This is a genomic window from Hymenobacter segetis (assembly GCF_038448715.1).
Classification (GTDB): domain Bacteria; phylum Bacteroidota; class Bacteroidia; order Cytophagales; family Hymenobacteraceae; genus Hymenobacter; species Hymenobacter segetis.
Window position 1 is genome coordinate 159,963 of record NZ_JBCEVZ010000001.1, and the last position, 14,413, is coordinate 174,375.

The window sequence follows — 14,413 nt, forward strand, 5'->3', positions numbered from 1 at the left end:
ATTTACCGATTCTGGGCCAGTACATCCACCAGCACCCGGAAATCCTTCGGATACGGAGCTTCCACGCTGATTTCTTCGCCATCCAGCCCGGTAAACTGCAGCTTGAGGGCGTGCAGAGCAAACCGCTTGATGAACGGCTGTTCTTCCTCGCCCTCTTTCACGTTGAATTTTTTCTTCAGCGAAGACAGGTAGAAATCCTCCCCACCATAGTCCTTATCACCAATAATGGGGGCCTGCAGGTACATCAGATGCAGGCGAATCTGGTGCATGCGGCCGGTGACGGGCTCGCAGAGAATGAGCGAGTGGCGGGCGAAGTTTTCGAGGGTGGTGAAGTAGGTTTCGGCGGGCTTGCCCTTGTAGGCGAGGCGCGCTTTGCCGCGCGTGGTGGTTTCAATGCTGCGCTCCACCAGCTGGTGGTCGAACTGCGGGGTACCCCACACGGCGGCGTGGTACTGCTTTTTTACCTCGCGGTTTTCGAACTGCATGGCGAGGTGGCGGTAGGCGGCCGGGTTTTTGGCGAAGGCCAGCGCGCCGCTGGTTTCGCGGTCGAGACGGTGGGCGGCCTGGATGTCGTCGTGGTGCTGGCGGGCTAGGCGTAGCATGTTGGGCGCGCCGCCCACCCGCTCATCGAGCGTGGCCAGAAACGGCGGCTTGTTGACGACGAGGTAATCGTCGTTTTCGAAAATAACGAGGTCGGAGAAATTCGGGAGCTTCATAAGAGGCCGCAAAGGTACGACGGCCTCAGGCCGCGCTTCCCACCGCGCCATTTTTGGGTTTGTTCAGCTTGAATTCCAGCGTGGTGCCCTCGCCCACGGTGCTTTTTACCTTGATGGTGGACTTGTGCGCCTCCACAATGTGCTTGCTGATGGCCAGGCCCAGCCCCGAGCCACCCGACTCCCGCGAACGGCTCTTATCGATGCGATAAAACCGCTCGAAAATGCGGCCCTGATGCTCGGGGGCGATGCCCGCGCCGTCGTCACGCACGGCAATGCGAACGGAACGGCCGCTTTCAACCAATGAAACCACTACGCGGCCTTTGTCGCGGCCGTACTTAATGGCGTTGTCAATCAGATTGATGAGAACCTGGCGGATGCGGTTGCGGTCGGCCACTACCAGCAGGCCGGTTTCGGGCAGGCTGGGCGGGAATAGCTCCAGGTGGGTGCCGCGCCGGGCGGCCTGCTGCTCCAGCAGCTCGAAGATTTCGCGCACCAGCACAATCAAATCGAAGCGCTGGCGGCGCATCCGCACCACGCCTTTTTCGAGCTGCGCGATGGTGACCAGGTCCTGTACGAGCGCATCAAGCGTGTCGAGACTTGCGGCGGCTTTGCGCAGGAACTTGCGGCGGGTGGCCAGGTCAATTTCGTCGTCCTCGTCATCAAGAATGGTGTGGACGAAGCCCTGGGCGGCAAAAAGCGGCGTCTTCAATTCGTGCGAAACATCGGCTAGAAACTCGCGGCGCAGGGCTTGCAGGCGCACCAGTTCATCTAATTCCTGCTGACGGCGCTCGGCCATGAGCAGGATTTCGTCGCGCACGCGCTTCACCGGCTCGGGCCGGAACAGGAATTTGTTGCTCAGCTTCTTGAATTCCTTGCGTTTGATGTGCTCCAGACCCGCGTAAATGCCGTTGATTTCCCGGAAAATCAGGGCTTCAAACGACAGATAAATCAGCAGAAAACAAGCCGCCACCGTAACACCCGCCGCCAGAAATGCCTCCCGAAACGGCAGCGTGGGGCCGATGCGGGCATAGGTAGTGAGCACGCCCGCCACCAGCAGCGCGATAAGGATGGCAATGGTGCGAGAGGATAAATTCATGCGCAAATATGGAAAGGCGGGACTTATGAGGCGAATACATACCTTTATCGTCCGGCAATTCCGCCCGGCCTACCAACCGTCCGATTTGATGAAAAAACTAGTACTCCTATCTGCCATTTTGCTTGGGGGCGCGGCCGCTGCCCAGGCGCAGAGCAACGTCGTCAAAATTAACGCAGTAAGCTTAGCCGTGCAGACGGGCTCGGTTTTTTGGGAACATCAAATTGCCGTTGACCGCAGTCTAAATCTGGGCGCTTTCGTCACTAACTACAACGACAAACATTCGGGTACTTTCTCCTCCGAAACCCAATTCAGAGGATTTGGGCTAACGGGGGAGTACCGTTTTCATTCCGGAACCGAAGCGCTGCGCGGGTTTTTCTTCGGGCCATACCTGCGCTTTCAGCATTTCAACTTCACTGAAACTTCCACCTTTCTCTCGAATGCTCCCACGCAGGACAAAGCTACGCTCACCACCTTCGGCGGGGGCGGCGTGCTGGGTTGGCAGGGTATCATTGCCGGGCACCTCAGCATCGAGCCCTTTCTGGGGGTGGGATATGCTGCCGGAAGTGTTGATAACCTTGATGATAACCATGGAACCCTAGACGTTCGTGGAGGAATTGTCGGCTTGGAGTTGCGCCCCGGCTTGTCGATTGGCTACGCATTCGGCAAAGCGACAGAATAATGCCTGCCGCTAGTCCACGTTGAACTTGTAGCCCACGCCCTTGATGGTCTGGATGTGGTGGTCGCCCACTTTTTCGCGCACTTTGCGCACGTGCACGTCCACGGTGCGGGCCAGCACGAATACGTCGTTGCCCCAGATATTCTGGAGCAGCTCTTCGCGGTTGAACACCTTGTGGGGCGAGGCGGCCAGGAAGGCCAGTAGCTCAAATTCCTTCTTGGGAAGGGTGATTTTCTTGCCTTCCTGATACACGGCGAAGGCGGTGCGGTCGATGCGCAGGCCGTTGATGTCGATGGCATCTACTGCGGCGTGGGGGTCCTGGTCGCGGCGCTTCACGGCGGCCAGGCGGCCGAGCAGGGCGCGCGGCTTGATGGGCTTGGCGATGAAGTCGTCGGCCCCGGCCTCGAAGGCGGCCACCTCGGAGAATTCTTCGGCCCGGGCGGTGAGGAACAGGATGTAGGTGTCCTTGAACTTGGGGTTTTCGCGCAGCAGGCGGCAGGCGGCGATGCCGTCGAGGTTGGGCATCATCACGTCGAGCAGGATGATGTCGGGGTGAAACTCGGCGGCTACTTCCAGGGCTTTGCGGCCGTCGGAGGCGGAGGCGGTTTGGTAGCCTTCCTTCTTCAGGTTGAACTCCAGCAGCTCGACAATGTCCGGGTCGTCATCAACCACGAGAATCTTGTACACGGGCGTTTTGGCAGCAGTCACGGCGTTTGGGGCTTAGGTGAAGCGAGGCAATGTTTCCGCAAAAGTACCGCTCCCGGCGGCCGGCATCATGTTACGATTGTGTGATGTCCGGCAGCCGTTCCGGCGGCGGCGACGGGAGGCACAGCGCTACGATGAAGAACCCATTCAGAAAAGAGTACAGCAGGGCGTGAATGGCCCAGATATTCAGACTGAGCTCTTTGGATTGAAACAGGACCAGGTTACTGGTGAGAAAAATCAGGCTGTTGGCCGAGAAATACAGCAACACGCCCGCCGAAATCCAGAACATTGGCTCGCGCTCCAATGGTGCCAATGATACGGGCAATGTCTTGAGCACGCGCCTGTAATACAGCCCCACCAGGACCAGCATGGCCACGCTTTCGATGAAATGCTGGATGGGGCTGAACTCGACCGTGCCGGGCCGGGGCCAGCTGGTGAGCGCCGTGCCCAACACAAACAGGCCGATGCCAACCGGCAGATACCGGGCCACGGGATGCGGCCACAGCGCCCGCCGGTACATCAGGCCCAGCAGCGTAAACTCGATGGCGGTATCAATAGGGGCCAGAAACAGGTTGGGCTGGTGGTGGCGCTGAAACCATAAAGACACCACCGTAACCACCAACGCCAGCCACGACAGCCACGCCAAGTAGCGTCGCACGGCCTCGTACCGGCGGTACCGGACCAGCCCCACCACGCACGCCACCACGAGCGGAACCGACGAAAAATTGACAATAAAATGCTGGATGGCGTTCATGGTTACTACGAAAGTAACCCGTCAGGCCAGGCAGGCAATAGATATACTGATATTAAGAATGCTCTTGCTGCCGCGCTTGGCTAGTTGGCCAGGTTCAGTTTCCACTTCAGGCCCTGGTAGCGCACCATGTCCACCTTCACGGTGCCCACGAACATCTCGGCCTGAAACAGCACCGGAATCTTGTTACGGTCATCAGAGAGGTACACTGAAATGGCGTTTTCGCCCCGGAATAGCTTATTATTGGGCATTTTGGGCACCAGCTTGAACGCGCGCACGTCGCCGGCTTTGGTTTCCACCACTTCGCGGCCTTTGTACACCACGTCCAGGATGAAATTGTCACCGTCGAAGTAGCCGGGCATCCGCACCACGTCGCCCACTTTCATGCGGTCGAAATTGATGGTGCGCAGGTAATAAAAGCCGCTCACCAGCTCCAAGGTGTTGTTGGCCACCTTCACGGTGGTGTGCTTGGGGTTTTCCTTGTTGTGGTCCTGCACCTCAGCCACGTCGCGCAGGTGGTCGAAATCGACGGTTTCCTTCTTGCGGTAGTTCTTCTCGGCGATGTCGCGCTGGGCGCGGATGGGCAGGATGCTGGTGGTGTCGATGTAGGCCCGCCACTGGTCGCGGATGCGCAGGAAAAAGTCGAACGAGCCGGTGGTTTTGCCGCTCACGGTGGCCTTGTAGCAGGGCCGGTCATTCACGCGCTCCAGGCTGCCGCCGGTTTCCACGGTGGCCTCGCCGCCATTGATGAGGCCGTAGTGGACGGTGTAGCGAATGGTTTCGCCGCGCCCGAAGCTGGATTGTGGAACGTTGCGCACGGCATCGCCAGGGCCCATTGCGAGCTGGGCGGAGGCGAGCAATACCAGGAGAGCAGGAGTAAGAAATAACCAGCGGCGCGTCATATCAATAACTATAATAAAAAGAAGGGGCAGCCTGACCCTAGACAAACGTAATGCCAGCCCCGGAGCTAAGGTAAAGGTACGAACATAAAAAAAGCCCGTTGCGATTTGCAACGGGCTTTGGATTATTTACGGAAGGTGCGGCTGTGCTTACAGCGTGTCTTCGCCGTCCTCCGGAATGCTCATGTCAACGGGAATTACGTCCTCGTCGCCCTTGGCCATGTCGCGGATTTTCTTCTCGATTTCGGCGGCCAACTCGGGGTTGTCGAGCAGCAAAGTCTTCACGGCTTCGCGGCCCTGGCCGATTTTGGTTTCGCCGTAGTTGAACCACGAGCCCGACTTGCCGATGATGCCCATGTCGACGCCAAGGTCCACAATCTCACCGACTTTGGAAATGCCCTGGCCGTAGATGATGTCGAACTCGACCACTTTGAAGGGCGGCGCTACTTTGTTCTTCACCACCTTCACCTTGGTGCGGTTGCCGGTCACGTTGTCCTTATCCTCCTTGATTTGGCCGATGCGGCGGATATCGAGGCGCACGGAAGCGTAGAATTTCAGGGCGTTACCACCGGTGGTGGTTTCGGGCGAGCCGAACATTACGCCGATTTTCTCACGGAGCTGGTTGATGAACACGCAGCAGCAGCCGGTTTTGTTGATGGTGCCGGTGAGCTTGCGCAGGGCCTGGCTCATGAGGCGAGCGTGCAGGCCCACTTTCGAGTCGCCCATGTCGCCTTCGAGTTCGCCTTTCGGTACGAGGGCGGCCACGGAGTCAATCACGATGATGTCGATGGCGCCGGACGAAATCAGCTGGTCGGCGATTTCGAGGGCTTGCTCGCCGTTATCGGGCTGGGCGATGAGCAGGTTGCTGGTATCGATGCCCAGTTTCTCGGCGTAGGATTTGTCGAAGGCGTGCTCGGCGTCGATGAACGCGGCCATGCCGCCTTTCTTCTGCGCTTCGGCAATCATGTGCATGGTCAGCGTGGTCTTACCCGACGATTCCGGGCCGTAGATTTCGATGACGCGGCCGCGGGGCACGCCGCCAATGCCGAGGGCAATGTCGAGCGAAAGCGAGCCGGTGCTGATGCTTGGAATGTCGCCCACCTTGTTGTCGGAGAGCTTCATTACGGTGCCTTTGCCATAGGCCTTATCCAGCTTGTCCAGGGTGAGCTGGAGGGCTTTCATTTTTTCGGCCGCGGTGTTGACTTCCGCCTTTTCAACTCTTTCGGCTTTCGGAGCCGCTTTGGTAGCTAGTGCCATGTGGGGGTATTTGAGAAAAAGGGATTAGGTTTGGTAAAGTTACTGGTTTTGGCCGGGTCGCAATCGAATAAATCTATTCCTTGTTAAAGGCCCCGAATGGGCTGTTTTGCGGCGGCTTTTTCTAACACAGAGGTTAGTGGTTTGGTGCCGTTGAGAGGCGAAATATATGAGGAATTATCTAAAAATATTAGTTGGCCTTGTGGCTGTGCTAATTAGAGTGGAAACAGCACAGGCGCAATTGGACAATCGGGCGTTTACAAGTCCTACTCCAGGCAGGCCGGAAGGCCACATGGAGATGGATAATTTGCTAAATGAACAGAGGAAGGAAACTGATTCTGTAACGGCAAATATTATTCGGGCAGCAAATCCGGCGGCTGCCGGGGACCTGCGCGTCTCGCTCAATGCCTTCACCTTCTTCAAGGACAACGAATACTTCAACAAGATTGTAGACGGCTACACGCTGTACGGTACGCAGTTGAACCCGCAACTCGTTTATTATCCCACCAAAGACCTGCGGCTGGAAGGCGGCGTGTTCATCTGGAAAGACTTCGGCAACCCGGTGTTGAAGGCGGTGCGGCCCACGTTTCGGGCCACCTGGACCACGGGCAAGCAGCAGATAATCCTGGGCAACATCCGGGCAAACCTGCACCACAACTACATCGAGCCGATGTTCAACTTCGAGCGGGTGATGCTGAACCCGCTGGAGGAAGGCATTCAGATGCGCTACACAGGCTCGCGGCTGTTTGTGGACCAGTGGGTGGACTGGCAGCGCCAGCAGTACCGCTACAGCAACTACCAGGAAGAAGTGGCCGGCGGCCTGACCAGCAGCTACCGCATCAGCCCCGACAACAGCCGCTGGACGGTGGCCATCCCGTTTCAGTTCACGGCCATCCACCACGGCGGGCAGATTGATACGCTGGACAAGCCCCTGCAAACGGTGTTCAACGAGGCCTTTGGCCTGGAGGCGCGCCGCACCCTGGACGGGCCCACGCTGCGGGCCGTGCGGTTCAATGGCTACGTGCTCGGGTATCAGGATTATTCCTTCACGAAGGGCCAGTTTCCGTTTCAATACGGCCGGGCGCTGTATCTGAACGGTACCCTCGAAACCCGCTACGCTGATGTGATGGTGAGCTACTGGCAGGGTTCGCGCTTCATGTCGCCGCTGGGGGGCGACTTGTACCAGAGCGCTTCGCGCACGGTGTCGAACCCGGATTTTCTGGACCCCAAGCGCAAGATTATCATGGTGCGGCTGCTGCGCGACTTCCGCATTTCCGACGGTGCCGCGCTCTCAGCGCGGGTCGAACCGGTGTTCGACCTCAACGCCAAGCTGCTGGATTATTCCTTCGGGATGTACTTCAATTTCCGGCAGGACTGGCTGCTGGGCAACGTGGGTAAACGCGTGCGGGTGGGGCAGTAGCCGGTGGGGCGATTTGGCCCGCGTCAGGCGTTGCGCACGAGCCAGAAGCGGCAGATTTGGCTTAGCGTATCCGAATTACGGAACCAGAGCGGGCGCTTGGGCGGCGGCTCTGGCTGAAAGCCCACGGCGCGCGCCACGGCCTGCCCGCGCACATTGCCCTGAAAGCAGCGGATGAGCAGGCGCTGGCTGCCCACCGTATTAAAGCCAAAGTCGATGACGGCGGCCAGGGCCTCGCGGGCGTAGCCGTGGCCCTCGGCGGCGGCGGCCAGGTAGTAACCGATTTCGGCCTGGCCCTTTTGCTGGGGCATGAGGCAGATATCACCCACATATTCGGCCGTGGCGCGGTGCCAGATGCCGAACACGTAGAAGCGCCCGGTGCGCCAGTCCTCGGCGAAGGTGCGCAGGGACACCACGGCATCGGCCACGGACCGCACGGCTTGCAGGCGGTCGGGGAAGGAGGCCTGGAAGCGGGGACGGTCGGCGTGCAGCAACGCGAAAAACGCATCGGCATCGGCCGGCTCGTAGGGGCGCAGGCAGAGGCGTTCGGTGTAGAGCGGGGCGCGGGGCAGCATAGCAGCGTACTACGGAAAAAGGGCCGCCTCCGTGTCCGGAAGCGGCCCTTTCACAAGAAATAAATCGGCTATTTGTTCTCGCCCACGTACTGGCTGGGGCTGCCCAGGGCCTGCTGGGTGCGCATCACGTTCACCTGCCGGGCGGCTTCGTTGAAGAATTCGAGGCGGCGGATGAGCATTTCCTTCACCAGCACGCGGCCTTCGGGGGTGCGCATGGTGCCGCGCTTGTCGGCCAGCACGCGCTGCATGGCGGCCAGCGTCTGGCCCTCGTGCTTCATGAACTGCTGCTGGAACTCGGCCAGCCGAGCCACGCCACTGGCGCTAAGAGTGAAGTCCTCGCCAGCGCCCTGGTTCAGCACCTCGCACAGCACGTACACTTCAATGGGCAGGCTGGTTTCGAGGGCCGTGGTGCGCAGGTCGAGGCCGGCGGCCAGGGCGTCGAGGATGATGCGCACGTTGCGCTCAAATTGCTGATAGTAGGCTTGGGCTTCCATATTAGGGACTTGTCAGGGCTTTTGTCATCCTGAGCAGAGCGAAGGACCTTATCACGTTTGGAGCAGTAATTACTGCCAATTGTTCATCGGTGATAAGGTCCTTCGCTGCGCTCAGGATGACAGACGTTTTCTACAAAAGTTCTTTCACAATCTGCTCCACGCCGATGCCTTCGGCTTCGGCTTTGAAGTTGCGCACGAGGCGGTGGCGCAATATCGGCACGGCCACGGCGCGCACGTCCTCAATATCCGGCGAGTATTTGCCGTTGAGCAGGGCGTTGCACTTGGCACCCACGATGAGGTGCTGCGAGGCGCGGGGACCGGCTCCCCATTCCAGCAGCTGGTTGGTGCGGGGGGCGGCGCGCTCGGTGTTGGGGCGGGTTTTGTGCACGAGGCCCACGGCGTATTCCACCACGTTATCGGCCACCGGCACCCGGCGCACCAGCTCCTGGAAGGCCTGAATGTCGGCGGCGTGGAGGACTTTGTTGACCGTCTGCTTGATGTTGGAAGTCGTCTGCTTCACGATGTTCAACTCCTCGGCATATGTCGGGTAGCCCAGCTCGATGTTGAACATGAAGCGGTCGAGCTGCGCTTCGGGCAGGGGGTAGGTGCCTTCCTGCTCGATGGGGTTCTGCGTAGCCAGCACGAAGAACGGGCGGCTGAGCGGGTAGCGCTGCCCGGCCACCGTCACGGCGTATTCCTGCATCGATTCGAGCAGGGCGGCCTGGGTTTTGGGCGGCGTCCGGTTGATTTCGTCGGCCAGAATGATGTTGGCGAAGATGGGGCCTTTCACGAAGTGAAAATCCCGCTGCTGGTTCATCGTTTCCGAGCCCACGATATCGCTGGGCATCAAATCGGGCGTGAACTGGATGCGGTTAAACGACAAATCCAGTGAGTCGGCAATGGTCTGAATCAGCAGGGTTTTGGCCAAGCCGGGCACGCCTACCAGCAGGCTGTGGCCCTGCGAAAACACGGCGGTAAGCACCAGCCGCACCACCTCGTCTTGCCCCACGATGACCTTGCCGATTTCCTGGCGCAGCTTCTGGAAGGAGGCGGCCAGGGCATCGGCAGCTTCTTTGTCGTTTTGGAATTGAGCCATTCGGGATTTTAAGAGGAAGGAGGAAAATCAGTCATCCTGAGCGGAGCGAAGGACCTTATCACGTTTGCATCGATTGGTTTACTACAAACCGTTCAGTGGTGATAAGGCCCTTCGCTCCGCTCAGGATGACAGTGGAAACAAGACGAAGGTTATTTCTCCACCGCGTCCAGCACCTTGCACTGGGCGTATTCCGGCTCTACTTCGAGGTACACCGTGCCACGGTTTTTGGCAAACCACTCGTCCAGCGCCTTCGTCTTTTTCTCGTTGAGGGCGGCGGCGGCAATCTTCTGGTAGTCGTCCTGCAGGTTGGCCTGGTGGGGCGGGGTGTTCGATTTCAGCCACAGGATGCGCATGGCGTCCTTGCCGTCGTCGGTGCGGTAGGCCATCGGCGGGGTGATGTGGCCCACCTTCATCGTATCAATCGTGAAGAAGATGGCCGGGTCAAGCTTATCAAGCGGCAGGCGCGAGCCGCCGTCCTGGCGGTTGGCGAGCAGGCCGCCGTTGCTACTGCTGGTTTTATCCGAGGAGTTGTCCTTGGCCGCTTTGGCAAAAGTGATGCTGTCGGACAGAATCTGGCGGCGCAGCCGGGTCAGCAGCTTGGCCGAGGCACTGATATCGGATGAGCCAGTCTCTGGCTTCAGCAGGATGTGGCGCGTCGAATACGTGTTGCCCTTGCGCTCAATGAACTGAATAAGGTGGAAGCCGAACTGCGACTGCACCACCGGCGACATCTGGCCTGGCTCCAGCTTCATCGAAGCCGCCTCATATTCCGGCACCAGCTCGCCGCGCTTGAAAAAGCCCAGATATCCGCCTTCCTTGGCCGAGCCCGGGTCTTCCGAATTGGCCTTAGCGAGGGTAGCAAAATCAGCCCCGGCCAGCACCTGCGCCCGCAGGTCATTGAGCTTGGCGATGGCGGCCTGCTTGGCCTTGTCGTTCACCTGGGCCGGCACCACAATCTGGCCCACTTCCACCTCAGTGCTGAAGTATGGCAGGCTGTCCTTCGGAATGCGGGTAAAATACTGGGCTACTTCGCGCGGCGTCACCGCCACCTTGCCGGTGATGGTTTCCTGCATTTTCTGCTGCGTGAGCTGGTCCTTAATCTGGGGCCGCAGGTCGTCTTTCAGCGATTTGATGGACTTGCCGTACTGCTCCTCGAGGCGCTTCTCGGAGCCAATCTGCTGCGCGAAATAGGCCATGCGGCGGTCTACTTCGCTGTTCACCTGCTTGTCCTCCACCGTCACGGAGTCGACGTCGGCGCGGGCCAGCATCAGCTTGTTCAGCACCAGGCTTTGCAGGATTTTGCATTTCAAATCCGGTGCCACGGGCTTGCCTTCGGCCCGGGCCACCTCCTGGGCGTAAATGAGCTCCACCTCGGAGCGCAGCACAATCTGGTTGTCCACCTTCACAATGATGCCATCGAGCAGCTGCTGGCCCTTGGGCCGGCTGATGCCCAACTGGGCCTGGGAAGCGGGCACAAAGCCCAGTAGCAGCAATAGCGTAAGCAGGGCCGGCGCTATGGCGCGGTTCACATTAACAAGCATAAAGTCGTATTGAAAAGCCGGTGGACAGGTGCCCCGGCCTGGTCCGTGCGGGGCTAACACCCAAACGGGCCCACAAATTTCACCATAAATCCGTTGGCAGACAAAAACAAGGAGCCGAAGCCCGCCCGGAAGGTTGCAGTTAGGTACTGAGTGAATGAGGGAATGGCTGAATGAGCGAATGTTTAGTGGTCATTCACCCATTCAGCCATTCCCTCATTCACTCAATCATTACTTCGTTACCAGCTTGCTCACTTCGGCCTCGTTCACTTTCACGGGGCGGGCGGCGCGCATCTGGGCAATCCATTCTTTTTCTAGGTAGGTCTGGTAGTCCGACGTGGCCTGGCCACGAGCTTCAGCCAGGGTTTTGGGGCCGGCGGGCAGCGTGCGGTCGATGGTGACAGCGTAGTAGCGGCCATCCTTCTGCACGTTGTAGGTGCCGGGGCCTTTGGTCATCAGTTCGTCCATCACCTTGTTGTCGCCTTTCTGGAACACCTTCTGGGTGATTTGCACCGACAGCGGGTTCTGGTCGTTCATCTCCGACTCGATAGCAACCGGATTACCGCTGAATAGCGCCACCTGCGCCGCAGTGGTCGTGCCTGGCGTGGCCTGTACCGCTTTGCGAATGCGGCTGGCGGCCACGCCCCGGCGGCGGAGCTGGCGCACCGTCGAATCGGCGCGGGCGCTGGCCAGGCTGGCCTTTTCACCCTTCTTCACGCGGCCGGTGATGGTCACCTGCATGGTGGTGTCCTGGACCATGCGCTTGCTGATGTCATCCAGCGTCATGTTTCCTACTTTGCTTAGCGTGGTGCCAAAGTTGAAGGCCACGCCCTGGGGCACGTTGCGGGTGAGCGGGAAGCGGCCGGTTTTCATTTCCTTCTGCACGCGGGCCAGTAGGGCGGGGGTGGCGGCGCTTACTACGGTGCCCTGCACGCGCTGGTCCCACTGGTACTTGGCCTGGTTGTCGGCGAAGTATTTTTTCAGGCCCACGGTGTCCTCAATGGCCTTGCTCCACACCTTCTCGTCCATCAATTGGAAGAGCAGGATGCCGTCGCGGTACTCCTTCACCAGCATGCGGTAGTCCTCATACTTGGTGTCGAGGCTGTTTTTTTCGAAGTCGGTCAGGCTTTGCTCCACGTACTGGTCGTAGAGCTGCTGCATAGCAAAAGCCGGCTGCGCGCCCGTGCGGGGGCGCTGGTTTTGCTGCACGTAGGCCAGGAAATCCTTCACCAGATAAGGCTTGCCCTTGATGCTGAACAGGGTCGAGTTATCATTGGCAGTGCCTTTGGCGGCCTTCATCGTAGCAGCCGGAGCCGTGTACTTGAAGCGGCCGGCCACCAGCGCCGTATCGGCTTTGGCGAAAGCGTAAGTCTTAGCCGAAGCCACTTCTGAGAACTGGTCTTCCTGGCGCACGCGCTTCAGGAAAGCGGCTTTGTTGAGCTCCGAGCGGGAATCCTTGGCCACTTTGCTTTTCAGGCTGGGCTCCATGTCGGCGAACTTGGCCAGGGGCTGGCGCTCAATCAGCTTGATGATGTGCCAGCCGTAGGGCGTCTGAACCGGGGGAGCGAGGTCGCCGGGCTTTTGCAGCTTGAAGGCGGCATCCTCGAACGAGGGAATCATGCGGCCGGTGCCGAAGGGCGGCAGCTCGCCGCCATTGGCAGCCGAGCCGGCATCTTCCGAAAACTGGGCCACGAGCTTGTCCCAGTTCTCGCCCTTTTTCAGGCGGCTGTAGAGCTCGTCGATTTTCTTCTTGGCGGTGAGCGAGTCGGCCTTGGCGGCGTTGGCGTTCATGCGAATCATGAGGTGAGCCACCTTGATTTCGCCCTGCGCCGTGCGCTTGTCATTCACCTTAATAATGTGGTAGCCGAAGCGCGTGCGAATGGGCTGCGACACCTGCCCCACAGGCGTTTTGTAGGCCGCCGACTCAAACGGGTACACCATCTGCATGGCCGTGAAGTAGCCCAGCTTGCCGCCGTTCTCCTTCGCCGAAGGGTCTTCGCTGTTGGCGCGGGCCAGCTGGCCGAAATCGGTGCCGGACAGGGCCTGCTGGCGCAGCTTCTCAATCTTCTGATATGCCGTTAGCGTGTCCTGCGGTGTGGCATCGGGGGCCACGCGCACGAGGATGTGCGAGGCGTTCACCTCCTGGCTCATGCGGTCGTAGGCCTCGCGCACCAGCTGGTCGGTCACGCTCTTCTCGGTGAGGTAGGGCTGGGCCAGCTGCTGGCGGTAGCCCTCCAACTCGCGCTTGAAGGCCTGCGTGGTGTCGAGGCCCTTCTGCTCGGCTTCCAGCACTTTCAGGCGGAAGTTGGTGTAGAGGTCCAGGTAGTCGCTCACGCTCTGGCGGGTGCCATAGTCGGGGGCCGAGCTGTTGTTTTTCCGGTAGACGTAGGCAAACTCATTGGCTGGCACCGGGTACGTGCCCAGCGTTTCGACGGCCGGGCCGGTAGCAGTAGAACCCGTGGTAGCCGATGCGGCCGGTTTGGAAGTTTGGCAACCAGCCAGCAGCGTGACAACGGCCGCGCCGGCGTACAAAATGCGTTTATGCATAGGAAAAGTTAGAAGACAAAAGCGCTAAGCGAGTAGTAAGTAGCGGCGCGGGCATAAAATTACCGGTGCGAAATTAACTAATTTCCGGGGGGAATGGCGCAAGTTCTTCGCCGGATGAGCCGGATAAAAAAAAGACCGTCGTGTGGGGCACAACGGTCTCAAAAATAAGGTCTGAAAGTGTGGCTCAGGCCAGGTGCTTGCTGAGGTGGCACACGGTATGGTTGCCGCGTGTGAAAAACTCCACGCGGTCCATAAGTCGGTTCACCAGCGTCATGCCCATGCCGCCTTTGCGGCCCTGCTGGATATAGGCGTGGAAATCGGGACTGGTCGTGGGGCCAGGCAGGAAGATGGTGTCGCCGTTGTCGGCAATCTCCACGTTCAGGTCGTGCTGGTCAAAAGCCAGGGTGAGGTCCAGAAACTGGGTTTCGTCCTCGCCATTGGCGTGGATGATGAAGTTAGCCACTACCTCATCTACGGCCAGCACCACTTGGTTTACCGTCACTTCGGAAAGCGGCCGGGTGTTGAGGTAATTCCGCACGAAGTCGCGCACCTGTTGCAGGTGGGCACGCGAGCAGGCAATGCGGAGGGCAGACTTCATCAGTGAATGAGTGAATGAGTGAATGAGTAGGGTGAGCAGAAGGGTAAAGAA

Annotated in this window: 14 protein-coding genes; 2 read left to right on the plus strand and 12 right to left on the minus strand. The window is 59.4% G+C overall.

The genetic code is table 11. The features are described from left to right. Positions 1-2 precede the first annotated feature (2 nt). Together AAFH49_RS00620 and AAFH49_RS00625 are read right to left on the minus strand one after the other, a co-directional pair. Complete coding sequence (locus AAFH49_RS00620; RefSeq protein ID WP_342295210.1) at positions 3-716, minus strand: RluA family pseudouridine synthase; 714 nt, start codon at positions 714-716, stop codon at positions 3-5. A 25-nt stretch (positions 717-741) separates the two neighbouring features. Continuing rightward, positions 742-1,812: a sensor histidine kinase gene (locus tag AAFH49_RS00625; protein WP_342295211.1), complete on the minus strand. Its 1,071-nt coding sequence runs from the start codon at positions 1,810-1,812 to the stop codon at positions 742-744. 88 nt (positions 1,813-1,900) lie between these two features. On the opposite strand from AAFH49_RS00625, the gene AAFH49_RS00630 reads away from it, so the two are divergent. Then, positions 1,901-2,491 carry a DUF3575 domain-containing protein gene (locus tag AAFH49_RS00630; protein ID WP_342295212.1) on the plus strand — a complete coding sequence of 197 codons (591 nt, stop codon included), beginning with the start codon at positions 1,901-1,903 and terminating at the stop codon, positions 2,489-2,491. A 9-nt stretch (positions 2,492-2,500) separates the two neighbouring features. Here AAFH49_RS00630 and AAFH49_RS00635 read toward each other — a convergent pair whose 3' ends face one another. The 4 genes from AAFH49_RS00635 to recA form a co-directional block, all read right to left on the minus strand. Then, on the minus strand, positions 2,501-3,196 hold the full coding sequence (locus tag AAFH49_RS00635; protein WP_342295213.1) for a response regulator transcription factor: 696 nt from the start codon (positions 3,194-3,196) through the stop codon (positions 2,501-2,503). A 70-nt stretch (positions 3,197-3,266) separates the two neighbouring features. Then, the gene (locus AAFH49_RS00640; protein ID WP_342295214.1) at positions 3,267-3,947 is read right to left on the minus strand and encodes a hypothetical protein; all 681 of its coding nucleotides are present in this window, start codon (positions 3,945-3,947) and stop codon (positions 3,267-3,269) included. An 80-nt stretch (positions 3,948-4,027) separates the two neighbouring features. Continuing rightward, positions 4,028-4,780 (minus strand): DUF3108 domain-containing protein, encoded by a 753-nt coding sequence (locus tag AAFH49_RS00645; protein WP_342295215.1) that lies wholly within the window; start codon positions 4,778-4,780, stop codon positions 4,028-4,030. Positions 4,781-4,993: 213 nt separating this feature from the next. Then, positions 4,994-6,025: a recombinase RecA gene (recA, locus tag AAFH49_RS00650; RefSeq protein ID WP_342295341.1), complete on the minus strand. Its 1,032-nt coding sequence runs from the start codon at positions 6,023-6,025 to the stop codon at positions 4,994-4,996. Between the two features lie 370 nt (positions 6,026-6,395). On the opposite strand from recA, the gene AAFH49_RS00655 reads away from it, so the two are divergent. Further along, positions 6,396-7,517, plus strand: a complete 1,122-nt coding sequence (locus AAFH49_RS00655) for a hypothetical protein (RefSeq protein WP_342295216.1) — start codon at positions 6,396-6,398, stop codon at positions 7,515-7,517. A 23-nt stretch (positions 7,518-7,540) separates the two neighbouring features. Here AAFH49_RS00655 and AAFH49_RS00660 read toward each other — a convergent pair whose 3' ends face one another. The 6 genes from AAFH49_RS00660 to AAFH49_RS00685 form a co-directional block, all read right to left on the minus strand. Further along, on the minus strand, positions 7,541-8,089 hold the full coding sequence (locus AAFH49_RS00660; protein ID WP_342295217.1) for a GNAT family N-acetyltransferase: 549 nt from the start codon (positions 8,087-8,089) through the stop codon (positions 7,541-7,543). Positions 8,090-8,157: 68 nt separating this feature from the next. Then, positions 8,158-8,583, minus strand: a complete 426-nt coding sequence (locus tag AAFH49_RS00665; RefSeq protein WP_342295218.1) for a hypothetical protein — start codon at positions 8,581-8,583, stop codon at positions 8,158-8,160. 130 nt (positions 8,584-8,713) lie between these two features. Further along, on the minus strand, positions 8,714-9,679 hold the full coding sequence (locus AAFH49_RS00670; RefSeq protein WP_342295219.1) for an AAA family ATPase: 966 nt from the start codon (positions 9,677-9,679) through the stop codon (positions 8,714-8,716). Between the two features lie 149 nt (positions 9,680-9,828). Continuing rightward, positions 9,829-11,220: a peptidylprolyl isomerase gene (locus AAFH49_RS00675; protein ID WP_342295220.1), complete on the minus strand. Its 1,392-nt coding sequence runs from the start codon at positions 11,218-11,220 to the stop codon at positions 9,829-9,831. 228 nt (positions 11,221-11,448) lie between these two features. Beyond that, positions 11,449-13,764: a peptidylprolyl isomerase gene (locus AAFH49_RS00680; protein ID WP_342295221.1), complete on the minus strand. Its 2,316-nt coding sequence runs from the start codon at positions 13,762-13,764 to the stop codon at positions 11,449-11,451. A 184-nt stretch (positions 13,765-13,948) separates the two neighbouring features. After that, positions 13,949-14,362: an ATP-binding protein gene (locus AAFH49_RS00685; RefSeq protein WP_342295222.1), complete on the minus strand. Its 414-nt coding sequence runs from the start codon at positions 14,360-14,362 to the stop codon at positions 13,949-13,951. Positions 14,363-14,413 lie beyond the last annotated feature (51 nt).

Coding starts and splice junctions, on each gene's coding strand:
- AAFH49_RS00660 (WP_342295217.1), bottom strand. CDS start 8,089: ATGCTGCCCCGCGCCCCGCTCTACACCGAACGCCTCTGCCTGCGCCCC.
- recA (WP_342295341.1), bottom strand. CDS start 6,025: ATGAAAGCCCTCCAGCTCACCCTGGACAAGCTGGATAAGGCCTATGGC.
- AAFH49_RS00630 (WP_342295212.1), top strand. CDS start 1,901: ATGAAAAAACTAGTACTCCTATCTGCCATTTTGCTTGGGGGCGCGGCC.
- AAFH49_RS00670 (WP_342295219.1), bottom strand. CDS start 9,679: ATGGCTCAATTCCAAAACGACAAAGAAGCTGCCGATGCCCTGGCCGCC.
- AAFH49_RS00675 (WP_342295220.1), bottom strand. CDS start 11,220: ATGCTTGTTAATGTGAACCGCGCCATAGCGCCGGCCCTGCTTACGCTA.
- AAFH49_RS00645 (WP_342295215.1), bottom strand. CDS start 4,780: ATGGGCCCTGGCGATGCCGTGCGCAACGTTCCACAATCCAGCTTCGGG.
- AAFH49_RS00685 (WP_342295222.1), bottom strand. CDS start 14,362: ATGAAGTCTGCCCTCCGCATTGCCTGCTCGCGTGCCCACCTGCAACAG.
- AAFH49_RS00655 (WP_342295216.1), top strand. CDS start 6,396: ATGGATAATTTGCTAAATGAACAGAGGAAGGAAACTGATTCTGTAACG.
- AAFH49_RS00680 (WP_342295221.1), bottom strand. CDS start 13,764: ATGCATAAACGCATTTTGTACGCCGGCGCGGCCGTTGTCACGCTGCTG.
- AAFH49_RS00620 (WP_342295210.1), bottom strand. CDS start 716: ATGAAGCTCCCGAATTTCTCCGACCTCGTTATTTTCGAAAACGACGAT.
- AAFH49_RS00625 (WP_342295211.1), bottom strand. CDS start 1,812: ATGAATTTATCCTCTCGCACCATTGCCATCCTTATCGCGCTGCTGGTG.
- AAFH49_RS00665 (WP_342295218.1), bottom strand. CDS start 8,583: ATGGAAGCCCAAGCCTACTATCAGCAATTTGAGCGCAACGTGCGCATC.
- AAFH49_RS00640 (WP_342295214.1), bottom strand. CDS start 3,947: ATGAACGCCATCCAGCATTTTATTGTCAATTTTTCGTCGGTTCCGCTC.